The sequence below is a fragment of the Halorubrum salsamenti genome (genome assembly GCF_007671685.1).
Classification (GTDB): domain Archaea; phylum Halobacteriota; class Halobacteria; order Halobacteriales; family Haloferacaceae; genus Halorubrum; species Halorubrum salsamenti.
Genome location: NZ_VCNL01000002.1, coordinates 216,932 through 238,655 on the forward strand (window position 1 = coordinate 216,932; position 21,724 = coordinate 238,655).

Consider the following 21,724-nt stretch of genomic DNA (forward strand, 5'->3'; position numbering starts at 1 on the left):
GGTAAACTATCCTACCTATTTATGGCAGATTACCACACATGGTTCAATCGAGATTCGCTGGTTCGGTGGAGGGGAATCCGCCGACGAAGAATCCGGGTGTTACACCGATGGGATCTACCACTGCGATCACGAACGAACCGAGCCGGAATGGGGGTGAACTGTCCGAGGAGGAAGTCTTCGAGGTGCTGTCGAACCGACGCCGCCGCTTCGTCATCCACGCGCTCAAGCGCGCGGAGAAGCCGATCGACGTCTCCGAGCTCTCCACGCACGTCACCGCGTGGGAGCGCGACGTCGATCCCGACGAGGTCCGGTACGAGGACCGCCGAAACGTGTACAGCACGCTCCAGCGCACACACCTGCCGAAGCTGGAGGAGAAGAACGTGGTGACGGTCGACGGGGAGGCGAACCTCGTCGAGCCGACGCCTGAGCTGGAGAGCCTGGATATCTACGTCGAGGTCCTCCGCAGCAGGGAGATCCCGTGGAGCCTCTACTACCTCGGGCTCGTGGGCGTCACCGTGTCCCTCCTGCTCGCCGTTGCCACGGGAACACCGGGGTTCGCGGGACTCGAAGCGCTCGACGTGGGAATGTTCACCACGACCGCCTTTGGCATCTCGGCCGCCGCTCACCACGTCATCGGGCGCCGGGCACGCCTCGGAAACACCGAGAAGCCGCCCGAACTCCGCAAGCAAGAATGAGCGCCACAACCCGGACGCCGCCGGCCCGTGTGAGCGCCCTCCGCACGCTGAGCCTCGTGCTCGCGTTCGCGGCGGGAATTGGACTGATATTCGGCACCGCCGGGTTCACGGCGATGGAGGCCGACCGCGGGGTGGCCGTCAACGTCACCGACGACCGGAGCGCGTACCTCGGCTACGAGCCGCTCACCGACGAAGTCCACGACGGCGAGTCCACGGCGGTCGTCGAGTATCGCAACCGGTTCGACGGCGACCTCGACGAGTTCGACGTCTCCGTCACGGCCCCGGAGGCGACCGGCGTGACCGTCACCGACGTGGACGCCCCCGACAGCCTCTCGATGGGGAACGCGAGCCGGGTCGCTGTCACGCTGGACTGCGCGCGCGAACGGGAGGTCGACCTCCTGTTCGAGGCCGACGGGAGCGGCGACGGCGTCAGCGTCTCGCTGGACCGTACCCACACCGTGACCTGCGTGCCGGAGGGACCGACGGTGACGGGCGTCGAATTCGACGGCGCGGCGAACGGCAACGTCACCGTTCGGGGGACAGACGGAGGGGTCGAAGCGAACGTGTGGATCGCCGAGAACCCCCCGGCCGAGTCGGTCGACGGCCTCACCGAAGTGAAATTCGACGGAGCGGAGACGTTCGACACCGCCGAGAGGATTCGCCCGCAGGTCGACGCCACGCCGCGGAACTGGAAGATCGTCGCCGTCGAGTTCCCCGGACAGAGCGTCACATACCTCCATCCCGGCTGGAACGCCGGCGTCTACGAGACGCCCTCGGCGGGCGACGGGGTCGCCTACAACGGGGCGGTCGACGAGGAGTTCCTGTTGGACGCCTCGGTCGAGAACGGGGAGGTCGTCACCGGCGAGAGCGAGGACGGCGACTGACCCCTCCCGCAGTCGACCCGTTTTATAATCCGATCCGCTCGCCGAGTTTCGGCGCGCTCGCCGCAACCCCGTCCTCGCGCAAGTCCGACGCGAACGCCTCGCAGCGGTCGCCGTGGTTCACGAGCACCCGCGCCCCCCGGTAGTCGTCGAGGAACGACTCCAGCCCCCCGCGGTCGGCGTGCGCGGAGAAGTCGAACGACTCGACACGGGCGCTCACCGGACGCACCGTCCCGTTTATCGCCAGCCGGCCGTGGTCCTGTAGCTCGCGGCCGGGCGTCCCCTCGACCTGGTACCCCGTCAGCGTCACCATATTGGTCGGGCTGCCGCGGATCTCCGGGAGGTACGAGTGAACCGGCCCTCCGGCGAGCATCCCCGAGGTAGTGATGATCAGTTCGTTGTCGCCGGCGATCCGCTCGCGCTGGCCGTCGCGGCCGGTGACGAAGCGCGAGGCCCCCGCCGCCCGACGGAGCGCCTCCGGATCGCGCAGGAACTCGGGATGCCGGCGCACCAGCCGCGTCACCTCGACGCCCATGCCGTCGACGTAGGGGGTCAGGTCGTTGGCGTGGGCGACGAGCATGAGCTCCTGGGTCCGCCCGATCGCGAACGCGGGCGCGACGACGGTGCCGCCCTCCCAGATCGCCGTCTTCGCGCGCTCCGCCCAGCGGTCCTCGACGATCCGGCGGTCCTCGTGGGTCACGTCCGCGTACGTCGACTCGCAGATGACGGCGTCGGCGTCGGGCCGCGCGGTCGTGCCGGAGACCAGCCGCTGGTCGTCGGTGTGGAAGTCGCCGGTGTAGAGGAGGCGGGTTTCTCCGTCATCAACCACCACGTGCGCCGACCCCGGGATGTGGCCGGCGTTGTAAAGCGTCACCTCGTAGGCGGTCCCGCCCGCCTCGACGACGAACGGCTCCCGGTAGGCGTGGCGCTCCTCGACCTCGCCGAGCCGCGCGACGTGCTCCTCCGAGAAGGGACAGAGCGGGCTGTTGCCGTGGAGTTTCAGGGTGTCTCGCGCCAGCGTCCGCGCGAGTTCCGCGGTCGGCGGCGTCCAGTGGATCGCCGGCCGACGGGTCCCTTTTAAGAGAGCCGGCACCGCGCCGACGTGGTCGAGGTGGCCGTGCGAGACCACGACCGCGTCGGGCTCGGGGTCTCGGAGGGGGTACTGCGGCGGGTCTGCGGTCAACAGGCCGTAGTCTAAGAGCAGCGCGTCGTCGACGAGGACCGCGCTCCGTCCCACCTCGCGGGCGCCGCCGAGGAACTCGACCTCCATGCCGGGACCCACTCGCCCGCCGCGTTAGTGCTCGTCGGTCCGGGTATCTCCGGATCGCGGCCCGATCGAGTCGAAAGTCGGCCCGAGGACCGGCAGCGGACCGAAGACCCACACCCACGCCGCGAGCATGAGCGCCCCCGGCAGCTCCGGGAGCGCGAGCCCGGACACCGGCCACCAGCCCGCGGCGAACGTCGCCCAGACGGCGACGTGAACCGGGACGAACGCGAGGGCGACGCGCCCGGTCGCCGTCCCGCGTCGAGCGAGGCCGTCGACGGCGAACGCGACCGTGACGAGGGCGTAAAACCCGATCGCGGCCGGGCCGTGAAGCGGCTCCGTGAGGTCGAAGCCCCCGACGCCGGCCATCGCGACCATCGCGAGCACGAGGACCGCCGTCCGGACCGCGGCGACCGCCCCGCGACCCGCCGACGACCTCCAGAGGCCGAGGGCGTAACCGACGCCCGCGACGCCCCCGAGAACGAGCCCCCCGTTGAATACGGGGGCGCTCCGGCCGCGAACCCCCAGATCGGAGAGCGCGTCGCTCGTCCACGAGAACGTCGGGTCGAGGAGGACCGCGACGGCGATTCCGCCGAGCGCGAGCAGGGTGGCCGCGGCGCCGAGGAATCGCGTGGCGGCGACGCGGTCGGCGTCGACAGTGTCGGCGGCGGCCATCGAGAAGCGGTCTCAGTCGAGTCGCTCCGCGGCGTCTCGCTGGACCAACGGGTCCGCGTTCTCGGCGGGGAGGGTGACGACGTCTTCGCTCGCGAGGTCGTACTCCCGCTCGTCGACCCCGAATATCGACCCCACGTCGCGGGTGATCCTGACGGTGGCGCGGTCGGCGGGGGCGTCGTCGGTTTGCGTGTCATCCGCTAACGCGTCATCTGCGGCGTCAGCGGTGGAGCGTTCGTTCCCGGAAGCGCCGTCGCTCGCGGCCGAATCGTCGCTCGCGGACGGATCGGGATCCCCGTCCACGCCCGGCGCCCCGGGCGGGGCGGGCTCCGGCGGGACCGAGGTCGGAGCGTCGGCCGCGGTCGGGTCGCCGTCCGCGGTCGGCCCGTCGGCCGCCCGCGACCCGCCGTCGGTCGTGACATCGGTCGTCGCGTTGATGGCGTCGGCCACTTCCTCGTCCGAACCGCCCATGGCGCCCGCGAGCGCGTCGGCGCTCCCCTCCGTCTCCGCGGGCTCCGCGGTCTCGTCCGTTCCGTCATCCCCCCGTGGCGGCGTTTCGGCCGGGGGATCGGGCTCCGGCGCGGGCGACGTCGGATCCGAGTCCGCGGCGGGGCTCTCGTCCGTTGACGGGGGGGCCTCCGGCGACGGTGTCGCCACCTCCGGTGGCTCCGCGTCGGCCGATGCCACGTCGGTCGGCGCTTCGCCGGTCGACGCCGGGGGCGCCTCGCCGGCGAGCACGTCGAGCACGCGCGACTTGTTATCGGTGATCCGGTCGACGAGGTCGTCGAACAGCTGTCGCTCCTCCGTGGTCATGCCGTCGGCGTCGACCGGCATGTCCGCCGCCGCGAACGACGCGAGCTTGACGACCTTGCCGACGCGGCGCTCGTACAGCGCCTCGGCGACCTCCTCGGCTGTCTCGACCTCGTCCGACATCCGCCGCACGTCGTCGTCGGAGAACGGCTTGTCGACCTGCTCGGCGCGGCGGTCGCGGGCCGCGCGCAGGTCGGCGACGTAGGCGGCGACGTCGTCGTAAAAGGAGTCCCGCAGGTGCTGGAGGCTGTCCTTGCGGCGTTCCTTCGCTTGGGCCGATCTGAGCTCGTCGAGGTTCATCGTTCGGGGGCTTTCCGCGCCTCGCCGCGGGCCATCAGGAAGACCCCCGCGAACTCGGGCACGGCGTTTCTACCGGGTTCAACTCTAACGCGCTCGCCGTTTAATTCTACCGTCCGATCGGCGTCGGTCTCGATCCGGATCTCGCGCCCGGCGAACCGGTCCGGGACCGCGTCCCGGAGCGGGTCGAAGTCGGCGAGTGCGTCGCGCTCGATCGGCGTGACGACGAGCCCCGACCCACCGTGGAGCGTGCCCGGCAGGCGGATGAGTCGCCGCGTGTCGGTGGTGACCGGCTCGTCGATCGGCGCGGTGTCGGTCGCGGTCACGCGCGCGGCAAGCGCGGAGACGAGCCGGCGGACGCCCGGCCCCCCGGCCTCCACGTTGCCCTCGCGGACCGCGGTGGGGTTGCGCTCGAAGGCGCCGCGGATCGTCTCCGCGCGGCCCTCGCCGATCCCGTCGAGCTCCATCAGGCGCTCGCGAGCCTCCTCGTCGTCCATGTCGCGGAGGTCGTCGGCGTACTCGACCAGGGCCTCGTGGACGCGCGCGCCCCAACCGCCCTCGGTCCGGAGGACGCGCTTGGTCGTGCCGCGCTCGGAGACCGTCCGGATCAGTCCCTCCGCGTCGAGGTCGATCGCGCGGACGTAGTCGACGATCTCTCGGCGCGCGTCGCTGTTCAGCTCTCGGACGCTCTCGTCGCGGACGTGGACGTGGTAGCCGCGCCCGCCGGAGAAGACGACGGTGAGGTCGTCGAACGCGAAGTCGTCGTCGAGGAAGTCGAGGAGCCGCAGGAGCGCCGCCTTACACTCGGCGAGCATCTCGGGGTACGAGGTGGTCTCCGGGTCCACCCCGGGGAGGTGGTCGGCGTCGAGGTCGAAGACGAGGTCGGCGGAGCGCCACCCCTTCCCCGACATCGTCGACGCGCCGGGGTCGTCGTAGCGGGCCGCCGAGAAGTACGCGTGCCGGGGCGCGTTGTCCGCGAAGAAGGTGTCCACGTCGCCCAGGTCGTACAGGGACTGGTGCCGGAGCATCGTCGTGCCAGACCCCGGGGTCCACGGAATGTGGCCCCACTCGCGGAGGTTCGCGTCCGGCGGGAGCGCCGGCGAGGCCCGGCGGTAGTAGTCGCCGAACCGGCCCTTGAGGTACTCGCGCGTCCGGTCGTCCATCGTCTCATCGGGTACCGGGGGTCGACGTATCAACGTATCGTTCGCGGGGCGACCAACGACGACCATTTATAAACGGAACCGCAGCAGTGCTGAAGGCGCGTGCCTCCGAGCGGCCGCCACCGGCGGCCGCGAAGGAGCGCGTGCGAGGTCGTCGGGCGAAGCCCGACTGCCAGAGGCGCGGAGCGCCTCGCTGTCGCCGGCGCGTAGCGCCGGCTGCCAGAGGGACCTTCGGTCCCTCGCTGGAGTCGCTGGCTCCCGAAGCGAAGCGGAGGGTGCCAGCGACGAGGCTGGGGAGGCGTGAGGTGCTGTGCGGTTGCGTTGCGGGTGGGACTCAAAGGGGCAGCCGGCGAGGGCGAAGCCCGACGACGCAAGCACCGCAAGGAAGGAGCGTCAGCGACTGACTGAGGCGCGCAGCGAGTCGCGCGAGTCCTCGCCGGCTGGGGCTTTGGCGGTGTCCGCCGTCGCTCCGCGAGCAACCACTTCGTCGCCCGCGGCCACAACACTATCCCGGCACGAGCCGTATTCGTGCCCATGCGCTCCGAAGACGAGGTTCGCGAGCAGTACGAGTTCCTCCGCGAGCAGCTGGACGACGAGGAGATGAACCACCGCGGCGTCGAGGAGCTGTTCACCCACTACAAGCGCGCGCTCGGGTGGGTGTTAGAAGAAGAACACATGTAGCGCGCGCTCGTTAGGTTTATCAGTCGGTACGCTGTACGGTCAGGTGACGCTTCGTCTGGAGGGCCGAAGCGTCAGCGGGGACCAATGGCAGGCCTGACGCGGCTTTTTTCCGCGTCGGGCGTGCCTCTTTCCGACGACCACTACACCGAAGAGCGCTAGTGCCGCGCAGAGACAGTCGATCGACGCTATCCGTCGATCTCCAGGTACACCGAAACATCAAGTGTCGGAAACGAACTCGACGCGGCTCAACGACGAGCGAATCGGGATGTCAGTTGATCCGCTGACAGAACGGATCCCGTGAAATACGCGTATTACGCGGGGTGACGGAGAGATGGGCGTTTCTTATAACGGTATATTTATTTATTCACGATGGGTATGTACGGACTGTTGCATGTACGACCTCACAGGTTTCCAGCGTGACCTGCTCTACGTGATCGCCGGCTTGGACGAGCCCCACGGACTCGCAATCAAGGAGGAGCTCGAGGACTACTACGAGAAGGAGATCCACCACGGCCGGCTCTATCCCAACCTCGACACGCTCGTGGAGAAGGGGCTCGTGGAGAAGGGCCAACGCGACCGGCGCACGAACTACTACACGCTGACCCGTCGCGGGCGGCGCGAGATCGACGCGCGGACCGAGTGGGAGGCGCAGTACGTCGACCACTGATCGACCGATTCCCACGACGAGAGGGTGGCCCGTAGCGGTTAGTCTCCCGTCCCCGTCGTCCTTCCTCTCCCCGTTCTCTCCGCCGCCCCGTTCTCTCCCTCTCCGCCCCCGTCCCGTTTCTCCCGAAGCCTCGGCTCAGTCCCGCGTCGGCCTCGTACTCCGCCCACACGTTCCCGTTTCGGCCGCCTTCCGTCCGCATGCGAACGATCTTCCGCCGAGAGTTGGACGTTTCTCCAACTTCGGACGGATCGCCTTGATTTTATTCTCTCCGGGAGTCACTCGCCGGCATGGATCGCGACACCGCCGCGCCCGACGTGACCGACCTCCCGGGCGACCGCGCGCGGGAGTGGGTGGAGTACCACCACGAGTCGGCCGCGCCGAGCACGTACGTCTACGAGTTCGTCTGGGACCGGACCGCGCCCGCAGAGGGGCCCTTCTGTACCGACGTCGACGGCAACGTCCTCATGGACTTCACCAGCCACGTCGCCGCCGCGCCGCTCGGGTACAACAACCCGCTCATTATGGAGCCGCTCTCCGAGTTCGATCTCGCCGACCCGCTGAAGATCGCGGGGCAGGACTTCTACGTCGCGGGGGGCGAGTCGCCCGGCGACGGGCTCCCCGGCTCCTCCGGGCTGATGGAGCGGCTCACGGAGGTCACCGCCCACTACGACATGGACACCGTCTTCCTCTCGAACTCCGGGGCGGAGGCGGTCGAGAACGCGATCAAGATCGCGTACGACGACTCCGGCGGCGCGAAACACGCGATCACCTTCGACGGCGCGTTCCACGGGCGGACGCTCGGCTCGCTCTCGCTCAACCGCTCGAAGTCCGTCTACCGCCGCGATTTCCCGGAGATCAGCGGGGTCCACGACGTCCCCTTCTGCGACGACCGGAGCTGCACCGCCGAGACCTGCTCGTGCGGCTTCTTCGCCGACGGCGTCTCGCGGCTCCGCCGGAAGCTCGACCCCGACCGGGGCCACGTCGACCCCGACGACGTGGCGTACCTCATCATGGAGCCGATACAGGGCGAGGGCGGCTACCGGTTCCCCTCGGAGGCGTTCGCCGACGAGATCGCCGCCCTCGTCGACGAACACGACATCACCCTGATCGCCGACGAGATCCAGTCGGGCGTCGGCCGGACCGGCGAGCTGTGGGGCTCGGACCACTACGCGCTCGAACCCGACGTGATCTCCAGCGCGAAGGGGCTCCGCGTCGGCGCGACGGTCTCGCGGGCGGACGTGTTCCCCGAGGAGAAGAGCCGGCTCTCCTCGACGTGGGGCGCTGGCGACATCGTCGCCTCCGCGCAGGGCGCGCTCACGCTCGACGCGATCCGCGAACACGACCTGATGGACAACGCCACGGTCAGGGGGCGACAGTTCACGGAGACGATGCGCGACGCCGACCTCCCCGGCGTCGACGACGTGCGCGGGAAGGGGCTGATGCTCGCGGTGGAGTTCGACTCGAAGGAGCGCCGCGACGCGGCCATGAAAGCGGCGTTCTCTCGGGGGCTACTCACCCTCTCGTGCGGTCACGACGTGCTCCGCGTCCTCCCGCCGCTCGACGTCACCGAACGCGAGATCGAACTCGGCTGCGACCTCCTCACTTCGGCGATCGAGGACGCGGCGTAGGCGGCGGGTCGGCCGTGCGAGACGGTCTATCGATCCGCGTACCACTCCGCGAACTTCTCCAACGCGCGGCCGCGATGCGACACCGCGTTCTTCCGGTCGGTGTCCATCTCGGCGAACGTCTCGCCGTCGTGTTCGAAGATCGGGTCGTAGCCGAATCCGCCCTCGCCGCGCGGCGCGACGATCCGGCCGGGAACGTACCCCTCGAACAGCTTGACCGGGAGGTCCGCGGCGCCTTCGTCGCCGCTGTCGTCGCCCTCGCCCCCGCCATCTCCGTCCGGTCCCGCCGCCGCGGCCGCGTCCCGGTCGCCGCGGTCGACCGGGTCCGGGCTCGCGGCGAATCCGTCTCCGTCGCAGTAGCCGAGCACGCACCGGAACGCGGCCCGGCGGTCGTCGAGGTCGGCGGCGATGTCGTGGACCCGCTCGATCCCCAGCGTCTCCTCGACGTACGAGGAGTACGGCCCGGGAAAGCCGTCGAGCCCCTCGACGAACAGCCCCGCGTCGTCGACGAGCACCGGCGCGCCGGCGTGGCGGTACGCCTCCCGGGCGCCCTGCGCCGCGATCGGGCCGAGCTCCGTCGCCTGAATCTCTGGGTAGTCGAAGTCGAGTCGCTCCACCGAGCCGTCCCGGAGGTAGCGCTCCGCCTCGCGCACCTTCCCGGGGTTCGTCGTCACGTATCTGAGCACGGATCCGGGTGGGGACGGCCGGAACGAATAGCCGTCGGTCGCGGTCGCTGCAGCCGCCGACTCGCTCGGCAGAGCGCCGGCAGTACGTTTTTGTCGGTTCGTCGAACTTATGCGACATGGCCCTCCCGACGTTCGAGAAGAAGCGGCTGATCGGGCTCGTCGCGATCCTGTCGTTCGGGTTCACCTCCCTGTTCGCCGTCCTCCTCCCGGAGGTGCTGGGGGCGCTGATCCCCGCTACGTTCATCCTCGGGTTCTTCGTGCTCATCCCGCTGGTGGCACTGCTCGGCGAGGACTTCCCGCTCGTCGAATCCGAAACGGCGGACGGGGAATCCGCGTCGGCCACCGAGGACGACCCGCTGGCGACGCTCCGCGAGCGGTACGCGACCGGCGAGATCGGCGAGGAGGAGTTCGAGCGGAAACTCGACCGGCTCTTGGAGACCGAACAGTTGGAAGACCGCGTCGACGGCCGCTCCGACCGTGAGCGCGAACGCGAGCGCGACGCGGAGTTCGAGTAGTCGGTGAGGGCTACACGGGACGCACGGCCTCCGGAACCCCGCCCCGAACGGACACCCTCTTAAGAGACGACCGTCAGGAACGGACGGACATGCTGATCGCCGGAACCGTCATCGCCGACCCCGAGACCGTGATCCCCGACGGCGCCGTCGTCGTCGAGGGGGAGACGATCGCCGCGGTCGGCGACGCCGAGACCCTCCGCGACGAGTACCCCGACCACGAGCGGCGCGACCTCGATCTCGTCGCGCCCGGACTGGTCGGCGGCCACGTGCACTCGGTGCAGTCGCTCGGCCGCGGTATCGCCGACGACGCGGCCCTCCTCGACTGGCTGTTCGACGCCGTGCTCCCGATGGAGGCGGCGATGGACGCCGACGCGACCCGCGCCGCCGCCGAGCTCGGCTACCTCGAGTGCCTCGAGTCGGGGACGACCACCGTCGTCGACCACCTCTCGGTCAACCACGCCGGTGAGGCGTTCGAGGCGGCAGTCGAGACGGGGATCCGCGCGCGGCTCGGGAAGGTGCTGATGGACCGCGACTCCCCCGAGGGGCTGCTGGAGGACGCCGACGCCGCGCTCGCGGAGAGCGAGGATCTGATCCGCGAGTACCACGGCGCCGCCGACGGCCGGGTCCGCTACGCGGTGACGCCGCGGTTCGCCGTCACCTGCTCGGAGGCGTGTCTGCGGGGCTGTCGCGACCTCGCGGACCGCCACGACGGCGTGACGATCCACACCCACGCCAGCGAGAACGAGGACGAGATCGAGGCGGTGGAGGCCGACACCGGGAAGCGGAACGTCCTCTGGCTCGACGAGGTCGGCCTGACCGGCCCGGACGTGACGCTCGCGCACTGCGTCCACACCGACGAGCGCGAGCGCGAGGTCCTCGCCGAGACCGACACGGTCGTCACCCACTGCCCCTCCTCGAACATGAAGCTCGCGTCCGGGATCGCCCCCGTACAGGACTACCTCGATCGAGGGATCACGGTCGCGCTCGGCAACGACGGGCCGCCCTGCAACAACACGCTCGACCCGTTCACCGAGATGCGGCAGGCGAGCCTGCTCGGGAAGGTCGACGCCCGCGACCCGACCCGACTCCCCGCTTCGACCGTGCTTGAGATGGCGACGACGAACGGCGCGCGCGCCGCCGGCTTCGACCGCCTCGGCACCCTCCGGGAGGATCAGCGCGCGGACGTGATCGGGATCACCACCGACCGCACCCGTGCCACGCCCCTCCACGACCCGCTCTCGCACCTGGTGTACGCCGCCCACGGCGACGACGTGGTGTTCACCATGGTCGGCGGCCGGGTCCGGTACGACGACGGCGAACACGTCGGGATCGACGCCGACGCGGTCCGCGAGCGCGCCACGCGCCACGCGAAGCGGGTCGTCGAGGAGGCCGGCATCGAGACGGCCGAGCTGTGACTCCCGTCGGGGCGATCGGTGGCGGCACCGCGATCCCTCGCCGTCCCCCGAAAAATCGCCTTGATCCGAACAAACTCGGACTGAGCATCTCCCCGTTATACCCGCTTGGGGGCCGTTCGGTGAATCACCATGACGGAACGATCGCGGACGACAGACGACCGCTCTCAGGACACCACCGCCGACGGCTTCCGGCGACGGGAGTTCGTGGCGCTCGGCGCGGGCGCGACCGCGACGATGCTCGCGGGCTGTGCCGGCGACGGGGGGGTCACGCCGTCCGACGGCTCGGGTAGTTCCGACGGTTCGGACGGGTCGGACGGATCCGAGACGCTCACCGGCGACTTCCGACTTCTCATCAGCGACGCGCCGGCCGACATCGCCGACTTCGACCGGCTCGACGTCACCCTCGACGAGGCCCGCGTCTTCGAGGCTCGGGATGAGGACGAGGAGGAGGAGGACGGCGAGGACGAAACGAGCGACGAAGAGGAAGACGACGGGTCCGATCAGACCGGCAACGAGACCGAAGCGGACGACCCCGTGAACGGAACCGCGGACGAGGAGGACGACGCGGATGAGGATCCGGACGACGGGGAGGAAGACGAAACCGACGACGGGGAGGGAGACGACGAGTCCGACCGCGGCTTCACCGTCGTCGACCTCGACGACGCGACGGTCGACCTCACGCAGGTGATCGAGGACGACGCGATCGCCGTGTTCGACGGCGAGATCCCGGCCGGGAGCTACGAGAAGATCGAGCTCTCCGTCACCGAGGTCGAGGGGATCGTCGACGGCGAGGAGGTCGACGTGAAGCTGCCGAGCGAGAAGCTGCAGATCACGAACGGCTTCGAGGTCACCCCCGACGAACCGGTCAGCTTCGTCTTCGACATCAACGTCGTCAAACGGGGGAAGAACAACGGCTACATCCTCAAACCCGTTATCTCCGGGAGCGGGGTCGCCGGCCGTGACGTCGAGGTGAACGAGATCGACGAGGGCGAGGACGGAGAGGACGACGCAGCGGACGGCGACAGGAGCGACGACGGCGATGAGAGCGATGGTGACGACGCCGACGGCGAGGAGAGCGACGACGCCGACGACGGGTCGACGACCGGCGGAAACGAGACCGACGGCGGGTCGAGCGACACCGAGAACGGAACGGCCCCGAACGAGACCGATAGCTGATCGAGTCCCGCTCCGGAACCGGCGCCGGGAACGCGGGCAAACCGGGAACGGGGTCGGGAGACGAGCGCGGCGCCGCGCATCGACCATGCGGTCGCTTTTTGTCGAGGCGGACCCGACAACGCGTATGACCATCGACCCGGCGGAGATCGCCGATCTCATCGAGGACGGGATTCCGGACGCCGTCGCCCGAGTGACGACCCCGCGCGTCCACGACGACGAGGACGAGGACGCCCACTTCGCGGCGTGGGTCGTCTCGCCCGCCTTCGAAGGGGAGTCGCTCGTCGACCAGCACCAGCGCGTGTACGACGCCGTCGGCGACCACATGACCCGGTCGGTCCACGCCTTAGAGATCAAGACGTACACGCCCGAGGACTACGCGGAACACGGGGACGGGACCCTCGACGACGAGCTCCGCGAGGCTGGGCTGTTCCCGGTCGACGAGGCGTAACGGCCCGGCGCGAACCGCTCTCGCCAACCTCAGTACCCCCGCCCACCATGCGATCCGCCCTCCGACGCGCCCTCCGCGGGATCCTCTCGGGAATCTCCGCGTTGGCGTTCGTCGCGCTGGGGGGCGCCCTCTACGCCCGCGCCGCGCCGCCGAGGGTCGTCGCCGGCCTCGCCGTCGTCGCGGTCGGGACGCTGCTGGCCGCCGGCGGTCGATCGGCGGTGCTCCGACTGCTCGGACGCGGGCCGACCCCGGACGGCGACGGGACCGCCGACGCTTCCGCGGACGACTCCGACTGGTGGCTCGCCCGCGTCGAGCCCGCGCTCGACGACTCCTGGAACCGCTGGTCCGAGGTCGTCCTGACGGTCGGGCTCGCGGCAGTCGGGGTCGGATCGTTCGCGCTGCTCGCAACCCACTCCGGCGAAGACCCGCCGCTCGGACTGCTCGTGACCGGGACGCTCGGGATCAACGGCGCGCTGATGACGCTCGCGTTCGTGTTCGAGTGAGGATCGCGCGTGAGCAAAATCGGCTTCCCGCGGGGCGGGAACCGTGACCGCTTCCAGTAGCTTTTACCCGGCCTCGCGGGAACGCGCACGTATGAGTGAAGACTACCGCACGGAGGAGGACAGCCTCGGAGAGATGCAGGTGCCGACCGACGCTTACTGGGGCGCGCAGACCCAGCGCGCCGTCGAGAACTTCCCCATCTCGGGGATCCCGATGAGTCGCCGGTTCATCCGCGCGCTCGGCGTCGTCAAGAAGGCCGCCGCGCAGGCGAACCGCGACCTGGGCCTCATCGACGACGACACCGCCGACGCGATCGTCGCCGCCGCCGACGAGGTCATCGCCGGCGACCACGACGACCAGTTCCCGGTCGACGTGTTCCAGACCGGCTCCGGCACCTCCTCGAACATGAACGCCAACGAGGTCATCGCCAACCGCGCCGCCGAGATCGCCGGCGCGGAGATCGGCGACCGCGTCGTCCACCCGAACGACCACGTCAACTACGGCCAGTCGTCCAACGACGTGATCCCGACCGCGATGCACGTCGCCGCCCTCGAAGCGGTGGAGAAGGACCTCGTGCCCGCGCTCGAGACCCTCCACGCCGAACTCGAAGCCAAGGAGACCGAGTTCGACGGCGTCGTCAAGACCGGCCGGACGCACCTGCAGGACGCCACCCCGATCCGGCTCGGACAGGAGTTCAGCGGCTACCGGACGCAGGTCGCGAAGGGCATCGAACGCGCCGAGAGCGTCCAGTCGAACCTCCGCGAGCTCGCGCTGGGCGGCACCGCGGTCGGCACGGGGCTCAACACCCACCCCGACTTCCCGGAGCTCGCCGCCGAGTACATCTCCGACGAGACGAACACCACGTTCCGCGAGGCAGACAACCACTTCGAGGCGCAGGCCGCCCACGACGCGATGGCCGAGGCGCACGGCGCGCTCCGCACGATCGCTGGGAGCATGAACAAGATGGCCAACGACCTACGCCTGCTCGCCTCCGGCCCGCGCAACGGGCTCGGCGAGGTCGAGCAGCCCGAGAACCAGCCCGGCTCGTCGATCATGCCCGGCAAGATCAACCCGGTCGTCGCCGAGTCGGTGAACCAGGTCCACAAGCAGGTCGTCGGCAACGACGCCGCGATCTCCGCCGGCGCCGCACGCGGCGAGATCGACCTGAATCTTTATAAACCCGTCATCGCGCACAACTTCCTCGAGTCCGCCGAGCTGCTCTCGAACGCCGCGGCGACGTTCGGCGAGCGCTTCGTCGCGAAGCTGGAGGCCAACGAGGAGCACTGCGAGACGCGCGTCGAGCAGTCGATGGCGCTGGCGACCGCGCTGAACCCCGCGATCGGCTACGACAAGGCGTCGAAGGTCGCGAAGACGGCTCTCAAAGAGGACAAGAGCGTCCGCGAGGCCGCCGTCGAGGCCGGCTACCTCACCGAGGAGGAGGCCGACGACGTGCTCGACCCCGAGGCGATGACCCACCGCGTCATCCTCGGCGACGACGACTGACCGCCGGCGAGGGGGAGACGGCGAGAGGGGACCAGCGACCGAGGTCGGCAGAACACTTTTTGTGAGAGCGAGTGAGTGCCACACATGGCTGAGAGTGACTTGCAAGCCGATCAGGAACCGCTGAAGAGAGAGTACGAGGAGAACCCCGAGGCGGCCCAGATCACGCTGTCGGCGACCGGGGAAGAGCAGGGCGACGCTCGGTCGTGTAGCGTGGACATCGGTCGGGCGATCTACGAGGCGGAGTTACACGAGGGCGCCGGCGGCCCCGGCGGGGGCGCCTGCTCGGGCGACCTCCTGTTGGGCGCGCTGGCCGCCTGCTCCCAGTTGACCGCGCAGGCCGTCGCCGAGAGCTTCGGCGTCGACGCCGACATCAGCGTCGACGCCAGCGGCGACCTCGATCTCCGCGGGACGATGGGCGTCGACGACGAGGCTCCGGTCGGGTTCGAGGACCTCCGACTCGACGTCACCGTCGACGGCGACGTCGACGAGGACACCCGATCGGCGCTTCGGAAGTACACCGAGAAGTACTGCGTCGTCTACCAGACGCTGGCGGATCCCCCGGAGGTCGAGACGAACTGGACGTTCGAGTGAGTGGACGTGCCCCGCGATCGGCGGCGTCCGGCGCGCGACGCCAGTCAGCCGCGCGAGCCGAATCGGCACAATTTAAGCCGGAGTCTCCCGGCCTTTGAAACGGATGAAACTACACGAACATCAAGCGAAGACTATCTTCGCCGACGCCGGGATCCCCGTACCGGACTCCCGGCTCGCGACGACCGTCGACGAGGCGCTCGACGCGGTCGACGAGATCGGCTACCCGGCCGCGATCAAAGCGCAGGTCCACGTGGGGGGGCGCGGCAAGGCCGGCGGGATCAAGATCGCGACCGACCGCGAGGAGGCCGAGCAGTACGCCGAGGAGATCCTCGGAATGGATCTCAAGGGATATACCGTCGACTCGGTCCTCGTCGAGGCCGGCGTCGACTTCGTCGACGAGCTGTACGTCGGCGTCACGATGGACCGCGGCGAGGGCAAACCGGTCCTGATGGTCTCGACCGAGGGCGGCGTGGACATCGAGGAGGTCGCCGAGGAGAACCCAGACGCGATCGCGCGCGAGCACGTCGACCCCGCGTTCGGGCTCCACCCGTATCAGGCCCGTAAGGTCGTCTACGAGGCCGGGGTCGACGCCGACGTGGCGCTCGACGTGGCCTCGATCCTCTCGACGCTGTACGACCTGTACGAGGACAGCGACGCCTCGGAGATCGAGGTCAACCCCGTCATGATCACGGGCGACCGCGACGTGATCGCCGCGGACGCCGTGATGAACATCGACGAGGACGCGCTGTTCCGCCAGCCCGACCTCGCGGACCTCGCGGAGGAGTCCTACGAGGACGACCTCGAACGGAAGGCCGGCGAGTACGGCTTCGACTACGTCCGCCTGTCGGGCAACGTCGGTATCATCGGCAACGGCGCCGGGCTCGTGATGACGACGCTCGATCTGGTCGACTACTACGGCGGCGCGCCCGCCAACTTCCTCGACATCGGCGGCGGCGCGAAGGCCGAGCGCGTCACGCAGGCGCTCGACATGGTCTTCTCCGACGAGAACGTCGACGCGGTCGTGTTCAACATCTTCGGCGGGATCACCCGCGGCGACGAGGTCGCCAAGGGGATCAACGAGGCCTTAGAGCAGTTCGACGAGATCCCCAAGAAGGTGGTCGTCCGGCTCGCCGGCACGAACGCCGAGGAGGGGATGGAGATCCTGAACACGGACCTCGTTGAAGTCGAGAAGACGCTGGAGGACGCGGTCCAGCGCGCGGTGAAGAACGCCGAGGAGGTGACCCAATGAGCATTTTCGTCGACGACGACACCAGAGTGGTTGTGCAGGGTATCACCGGCGGGGAAGGGAAGTTCCACGCCGGCCAGATGATCGAGTACGGCACCAACGTCGTCGCCGGCGCGGTGCCCGGCAAGGGCGGTCAGGAGGTCGACGGCGTCCCGGTCTACGACACCGTCGACGAGGCCGTCGAGGAGGAGAACGCGGACGCCTCCGTCATCTTCGTGCCGCCGGCGTTCGCCGCCGACGCGGTCTTCGAGTCGCTCGACACGGACCTCGATCTGGCGGTCGCGATCACCGAGGGGATCCCGACCCAGGACATGGCGAAGGTGAACAAGCGCCTGAGCGAGACCGACACCCGCCTCATCGGCCCGAACTGCCCGGGCATCATCACCCCCGGCGAGGCGAAGCTCGGCATCCTCCCCGGAAACATCTTCTCCGACGGGAACGTCGGGCTCGTCTCCCGCTCCGGGACCCTGACGTACCAGGTCGTCGACAACCTCACCGAGCGCGGGCTCGGCCAGTCGACCGCCATCGGCATCGGCGGCGACCCGATCATCGGCACCTCCTTCATCGACGCCCTCGAGGCGTTCGAGGCCGACCCCGACACCGACGCGGTCGTGATGTGCGGCGAGATCGGCGGCGAGGACGAGGAGCAGGCCGCCCGGTTCATCGGCGAGCACATGGACACGCCGGTCGCCGGCTTCATCGCCGGCCGCACCGCGCCGCCGGGCAAGCGCATGGGCCACGCCGGCGCCATCGTCTCCGGCTCCGGCACGGGCACCGCGCAGTCGAAGATCGACGCGCTCAACGACGCGGGCGTCCCCGTCGGCGACACCCCCGAGGAGGTCGCCGACCACGTCGAGGAGTTCCTGTAGGTCGGTTGCGAGGGGCGCAGTAACGGGCAACCGCTCCGTCGCGCCCGTTTTCGCTCCATTTTCGCACCGTTCTCAGATTCGGTTATCGGAGCGAAAGCTAAAATTACCCGTAGGGTGAGGTGTGCCCATGGATACCGATCCCACGGACGGCCGGAGCCGATCGGAGGCCGACGCCTTCCGGGGATCTGAGCCGGCCGGCGGCGGGCCGCGGCGGGTGCTCCTCGTCGACGACGAGCCGGGCGCCGCCGACCTCGCGGCCACGCACGTCGAACGGCTGGTCGACGGGGTGGAGACGGTGACGCGAACCTCGCCGGCTGACGCGACCGCGGTCGTCCGCGAACAGCGGGTTGACTGCGTCGTCAGCGACTACAACATGCCCGGCACCGACGGGCTCGAACTCCTCGAAGCGGTCCGGTCGATCGACCCGGGGCTCCCGTTCGTGCTGTTCACCGGGCGGGGGAGCGAGGAGATCGCGAGCGAGGCGATCTCGGCGGGCGTCACCGACTACCTCCAGAAGGGGATCGGCCGCGACCGGTACGAGATGCTCGCGAACAGCGTCGAGAACGCCCTCGATCGCCGGCGAGCCGAGCGCGACCTCCGGGAGGTGAACGCGAAGGTCACCGCGATCCACGAGTTCGCGACCGAGGTGTCCGGGGCCGAGAGCGCGGGCGAGGTGTTCGAGCGCGTCGTCGACGCCGCCGAGGAGATTCTGTCGTTCGACCGCTGCGTCACCGCGCGCCGCCGGGGCGACCGGCTCGTTCCCGAGGCGCGGTCGGAGAACGTCAGCGAGGACGAGGTGCGGACGTTCGACCTCGGCGAGGGCGTCGTCGGGACCACCGTCGCCGACGAGCGGACCATCGTCGTCGACAATCTCAGCGTCGACCCGGCGGACCCGAACGAGCTAGAGGACCCGAAGAGTCCGGGGCGGTCGAAACCGGAGACGGCCGACCGCAGCGCGGGCTCCGACGCCGAAATCGGGGGCGACGGGGGCGGCTCGGCCGACGCGGAGGAGCTGGCCGATCCGGTGGCCGACGACATCCGCTCGGCGATCAGCGTCCCGATCGGCCCGTACGGATCGTTTCAGGCGGTCTCCGACGGGTACGCGGCGTTCGACGACGGCGACGTGGAGTTCGCCGAACTGCTGGCCGCCCACGCCGCCGACGCGCTCGAACAGCTCGAGACGGAGAACGCGCTCAGGGCCGAGCGCGACAGGCTCTCCGCGCTGTTCGAGGACCTCCCGCTACCCGTCGTCAGAACCGCGTCCGCGGAGGGGGGAGAGCGGCGGCTCGACGCCACGAACGAGGCGTTCGAGGAGACGTTCGGGTTCTCCGAGGCGGAGCACGGCTACCGAGAGATCCACGACGAGATCACCGTCGAGGGCAGCGACCTCGTCGACGCGGACACGGTCCTCGAAGACGGCGAACCGGTCCGACAGGAGGTTCGCCGGCAGACCACGGACGGGATCCGCGATTTCATCCTCAACGTGATCCCGGTCGAGCGGCCGGACGAGACGATCGTCTACAACGTCTACGCCGACATCGGCGAACAGAAGCGGGTCGAGCGCACCCTCCGACGGCTCCACGAGACGACTCGCGAGATGTTCCGCGGCGGGGACCGCAAGGAGATCGCGGCGCTGGCGGCGCGGGCCGCGGTCGACATCCTGGAGTTCCCGAGCAGCGGCGTCCGGCTGTACGACCCCGACGCGGAGGCGCTGCTGCCGACGGCGATCAGCGAGGAAGCGACGGACGCGCTCGGAGAGCGGCCCGCGTTCGGCCCTGGCGACGGTCGCCTCTGGGAGGCGTTCGAGACCGGCGAGCCGATCGTCGTCGACGACCTCGGCGCGGTCGCCACCGCCATCGGCTACGGCGACCTCCGGAGCCTGCTCGTCGTCCCGCTCGGCGACCACGGCGTGATGCCGCTCGGCTCTCAGGAGCCGGACTTTTTCGACGACACCGCGATTCAGTTGGCGCGGGTGCTCGGCGCGAACGTCACCGTCGCGCTCGATCACGCCCAGCGCACGGCCCAGCTCCGCGACCGCGACGCGGAGTTACAGCGGGAGATCGACCGCTTGGAGAAGTTCGCCGGCCTCGTCTCTCACGACCTCCGGAATCCGCTCAACGTCGCGGCCGGCCGGCTCGAACTCGCACGGGCGAGCGTCGACGACGGCGACGCCCTCGACGAGCTCGATCGGATCGCGGACGCCCACGACCGAATGGAGGAGCTCATCGACGACCTGCTCGCGTTAGCGCGTCAGGGACGGACGGTCGACGAGCTGGAGTCCGTCTCTCTCGCCGACGCGGCCGCGCGGGCGTGGCGGACCGTCGACACCGAGGACGTGACGCTGGATCTCCCCGAGAGGTCGCTCGCGGTCGACGCCGACCCGGAACGGCTGCGCACCCTGCTTGAAAACCTGTTCATCAATAGCGTGGAACACGCGACCGACTCGGCCCCCGACGCCGACGACACCACGGTCACCGTCGGCGCGCTCCCGGACGGCTTCCGCGTCGCGGACGACGGCGTCGGCTTCGATATCGACCCCGACGAGGCGATCGAGTACGGGACGTCGAGCGACCCGCGCGGGACGGGTTTCGGGCTCGCGATCGTCCGCGAGATCGCGGCTGCCCACGGCTGGGCGTTCGACGCGGTCGACGCGGACGGTGCGCGGTTCGAGTTCCGAACCGACGGCTGAGAGGGCGCGGGCGCTGTGGCGCCGAAAGGATATATAAAACGGTCGTGGACGTGCGGGGTCGGCGCACACCCGGGCCACGGTTATGCCCGACTCGACCGTTCGTATTGGGTATGGACGAAAGCACCCGCGAGCTTCTCGAGCCGCTCCCGCCGAGCGCCAAACTGGTCTACTACGTCCTCGACGAGGAGGGCCGGTTCGACCAGACCGGGCTCGCCGAGGAGACGCGCCTCTCGACCCGAACCGTCAGGTTCGCGGTCGAGAAGCTCACCGAGGTCGGACTCGTCGAGGAGGGGCTCTGCCCCAAGGACGCTCGTCGATCCGTCTACGCGCCCGTCCCCGAGTCGGAGCGGTCGACCGGGTCCGAGCCCGAGGCCGCCTCCGATCCCGACGCGGAGGCGCCGACGGCGACCGCGGTCGCCGAGGACTGAAGCGCGCGGGCGATAGCAAACCGGAGCGCGATGAAGCCGCCGTCGAGGGGCGGTTCGATCCGATCGACTCTCGCTCGGGCGCCGAGTAACGCCCCGCGCCCCCGTGCGAGTCCGTCACCCCCCGGGGAGCGACGACGTGCCGGGAGGTTTCGAGCGGCGGACATATTTATCCTCTCGAACACCATGGGAAGATATGTCATTGGAGGAGACACTCCGAGACGACCCCGAGCGGGTCGCGTCGATAATCGACCACACGAACGTCGACCCCACCGCGACCGAAGCGGCGATCCGGACCCTCTGCGAAGAGGTCCGCGAATACGGCTTCTGCTCGGCCGTCGTCGTTCCGTACCACGCGGCGCTCGCGAGCGAACTACTCGACGGGGAAGCGAACGTCGTCGCGGTGATCGGGTTTCCCTACGGAATACAGAACTCGGCGGCTAAACGGAGCGAAGTCGAAGCGCTCCGCGAGCACGTCGACGAGTTCGACATGGTGATGAACAGAACCGCGTTCGCGAACGGCGATCGCGACGCCGTCGTCGACGACGTCAAAGCGGTCAGAGACGCGGTCGGAGAGAAGACGCTGAAATGCATCATCGAGTCGCCCGCCCTGACGCCCCCGGAGATACGGCGGGCCGCCGAACTCGTCGAAGAGGGCGGTGCCGACTTCGTCAAGACCGCCGTCGGATACGACGGGCCGACGGACACCGAGGAGATTACGGCGATCCGAGACGCGATCGGTTCGGACACCCAAATCAAGGCGTCGGGCGGGATCTCCACATTCGGCGAGGCGCTCGAGATGGTGACTGCGGGGGCGACCCGGATCGGCGCCTCTTCGGGAGTGGAGATCTACGAAACGACATCGTAACACCGCGGTCGCCGGTTCGGCGGCCTCACCGGGGCCGGCC

General features: G+C 69.6%; 22 protein-coding genes. 17 read left to right on the forward strand and 5 right to left on the reverse strand.

The features are described from left to right. The first annotated feature begins 107 nt into the window (after nucleotides 1-107). Together FGL94_RS05730 and FGL94_RS18190 are read left to right on the forward strand one after the other, a co-directional pair. On the forward strand, nucleotides 108-695 hold the full coding sequence (locus FGL94_RS05730; RefSeq protein ID WP_144922001.1) for a DUF7344 domain-containing protein: 588 nt from the start codon (nucleotides 108-110) through the stop codon (nucleotides 693-695). After that, entirely contained in the window at nucleotides 692-1,579 is an 888-nt protein-coding gene (locus FGL94_RS18190; protein WP_241659135.1) for a hypothetical protein, read from the forward strand. The genes FGL94_RS05730 and FGL94_RS18190 overlap by 4 nt, the downstream gene beginning before the upstream one ends. 22 nt (nucleotides 1,580-1,601) lie before the next feature. Here FGL94_RS18190 and FGL94_RS05735 read toward each other — a convergent pair whose 3' ends face one another. From FGL94_RS05735 to priS, 4 genes are read right to left on the reverse strand one after another with little or no spacing between them, the layout of a single operon-like run. Next, on the reverse strand, nucleotides 1,602-2,846 hold the full coding sequence (locus tag FGL94_RS05735) for an MBL fold metallo-hydrolase (protein ID WP_144922004.1): 1,245 nt from the start codon (nucleotides 2,844-2,846) through the stop codon (nucleotides 1,602-1,604). Nucleotides 2,847-2,870: 24 nt separating this feature from the next. Beyond that, nucleotides 2,871-3,515, reverse strand: a complete 645-nt coding sequence (locus tag FGL94_RS05740; RefSeq protein ID WP_144922006.1) for a DUF998 domain-containing protein — start codon at nucleotides 3,513-3,515, stop codon at nucleotides 2,871-2,873. Nucleotides 3,516-3,527: 12 nt separating this feature from the next. Continuing rightward, nucleotides 3,528-4,622 carry a DNA replication complex subunit Gins51 gene (locus FGL94_RS05745; protein ID WP_144922008.1) on the reverse strand — a complete coding sequence of 365 codons (1,095 nt, stop codon included), beginning with the start codon at nucleotides 4,620-4,622 and terminating at the stop codon, nucleotides 3,528-3,530. Further along, the gene (gene priS / locus FGL94_RS05750; RefSeq protein WP_144922010.1) at nucleotides 4,619-5,782 is read right to left on the reverse strand and encodes a DNA primase small subunit PriS; all 1,164 of its coding nucleotides are present in this window, start codon (nucleotides 5,780-5,782) and stop codon (nucleotides 4,619-4,621) included. Before priS ends, FGL94_RS05745 begins: the two co-directional genes overlap by 4 nt. Before the next feature lie 531 nt (nucleotides 5,783-6,313). Between priS and FGL94_RS18195 the strand changes: the two genes are divergently transcribed. The 3 genes from FGL94_RS18195 to FGL94_RS05760 all read left to right on the forward strand — a co-directional run bounded on the left by FGL94_RS18195 (nucleotide 6,314) and on the right by FGL94_RS05760 (nucleotide 8,755). Beyond that, a complete protein-coding gene (locus FGL94_RS18195; RefSeq protein WP_008007581.1) occupies nucleotides 6,314-6,460 on the forward strand; it encodes a hypothetical protein in 147 nt (48 codons plus the stop codon). Nucleotides 6,461-6,851: 391 nt separating this feature from the next. After that, complete coding sequence (locus FGL94_RS05755) at nucleotides 6,852-7,127, forward strand: PadR family transcriptional regulator (protein WP_004046948.1); 276 nt, start codon at nucleotides 6,852-6,854, stop codon at nucleotides 7,125-7,127. A gap of 287 nt (nucleotides 7,128-7,414) precedes the next feature. Further along, nucleotides 7,415-8,755 (forward strand): aminotransferase class III-fold pyridoxal phosphate-dependent enzyme, encoded by a 1,341-nt coding sequence (locus FGL94_RS05760; protein WP_144922014.1) that lies wholly within the window; start codon nucleotides 7,415-7,417, stop codon nucleotides 8,753-8,755. 26 nt (nucleotides 8,756-8,781) lie between these two features. Here the strand turns inward: FGL94_RS05760 and FGL94_RS05765 are convergent, their stop codons facing one another. Continuing rightward, the gene (locus tag FGL94_RS05765; RefSeq protein ID WP_144922016.1) at nucleotides 8,782-9,438 is read right to left on the reverse strand and encodes a non-canonical purine NTP pyrophosphatase; all 657 of its coding nucleotides are present in this window, start codon (nucleotides 9,436-9,438) and stop codon (nucleotides 8,782-8,784) included. A 116-nt stretch (nucleotides 9,439-9,554) separates the two neighbouring features. Between FGL94_RS05765 and FGL94_RS05770 the strand changes: the two genes are divergently transcribed. The 12 genes from FGL94_RS05770 to deoC all read left to right on the forward strand — a co-directional run bounded on the left by FGL94_RS05770 (nucleotide 9,555) and on the right by deoC (nucleotide 21,684). Continuing rightward, entirely contained in the window at nucleotides 9,555-9,953 is a 399-nt protein-coding gene (locus tag FGL94_RS05770) for an SHOCT domain-containing protein (RefSeq protein WP_144922020.1), read from the forward strand. Between the two features lie 89 nt (nucleotides 9,954-10,042). Then, entirely contained in the window at nucleotides 10,043-11,368 is a 1,326-nt protein-coding gene (locus FGL94_RS05775; protein ID WP_144922022.1) for a 5'-deoxyadenosine deaminase, read from the forward strand. Nucleotides 11,369-11,497: 129 nt separating this feature from the next. Further along, complete coding sequence (locus FGL94_RS05780; protein ID WP_144922024.1) at nucleotides 11,498-12,544, forward strand: DUF4382 domain-containing protein; 1,047 nt, start codon at nucleotides 11,498-11,500, stop codon at nucleotides 12,542-12,544. A gap of 124 nt (nucleotides 12,545-12,668) precedes the next feature. After that, nucleotides 12,669-12,992, forward strand: coding sequence for a BolA family protein (locus FGL94_RS05785; RefSeq protein WP_144922027.1), 324 nt, complete (start codon nucleotides 12,669-12,671; stop codon nucleotides 12,990-12,992). Nucleotides 12,993-13,039: 47 nt separating this feature from the next. Then, on the forward strand, nucleotides 13,040-13,495 hold the full coding sequence (locus tag FGL94_RS05790) for a hypothetical protein (RefSeq protein WP_144922029.1): 456 nt from the start codon (nucleotides 13,040-13,042) through the stop codon (nucleotides 13,493-13,495). Nucleotides 13,496-13,586: 91 nt separating this feature from the next. Further along, complete coding sequence (locus FGL94_RS05795; RefSeq protein ID WP_144922033.1) at nucleotides 13,587-14,996, forward strand: class II fumarate hydratase; 1,410 nt, start codon at nucleotides 13,587-13,589, stop codon at nucleotides 14,994-14,996. Between the two features lie 84 nt (nucleotides 14,997-15,080). After that, on the forward strand, nucleotides 15,081-15,587 hold the full coding sequence (locus tag FGL94_RS05800; protein WP_144922035.1) for an OsmC family protein: 507 nt from the start codon (nucleotides 15,081-15,083) through the stop codon (nucleotides 15,585-15,587). 103 nt (nucleotides 15,588-15,690) lie between these two features. Further along, a complete protein-coding gene (gene sucC, locus FGL94_RS05805) occupies nucleotides 15,691-16,836 on the forward strand; it encodes an ADP-forming succinate--CoA ligase subunit beta (protein WP_144922038.1) in 1,146 nt (381 codons plus the stop codon). Beyond that, nucleotides 16,833-17,702, forward strand: a complete 870-nt coding sequence (sucD, locus tag FGL94_RS05810; protein WP_144922040.1) for a succinate--CoA ligase subunit alpha — start codon at nucleotides 16,833-16,835, stop codon at nucleotides 17,700-17,702. Before sucC ends, sucD begins: the two co-directional genes overlap by 4 nt. 127 nt (nucleotides 17,703-17,829) lie before the next feature. Further along, a complete protein-coding gene (locus FGL94_RS05815; RefSeq protein WP_144922042.1) occupies nucleotides 17,830-20,391 on the forward strand; it encodes a hybrid sensor histidine kinase/response regulator in 2,562 nt (853 codons plus the stop codon). Between the two features lie 110 nt (nucleotides 20,392-20,501). Continuing rightward, on the forward strand, nucleotides 20,502-20,819 hold the full coding sequence (locus FGL94_RS05820; RefSeq protein WP_144922045.1) for a helix-turn-helix domain-containing protein: 318 nt from the start codon (nucleotides 20,502-20,504) through the stop codon (nucleotides 20,817-20,819). A 193-nt stretch (nucleotides 20,820-21,012) separates the two neighbouring features. Next, nucleotides 21,013-21,684: a deoxyribose-phosphate aldolase gene (deoC, locus tag FGL94_RS05825; protein WP_144922047.1), complete on the forward strand. Its 672-nt coding sequence runs from the start codon at nucleotides 21,013-21,015 to the stop codon at nucleotides 21,682-21,684. Nucleotides 21,685-21,724: the final 40 nt, after the last annotated feature.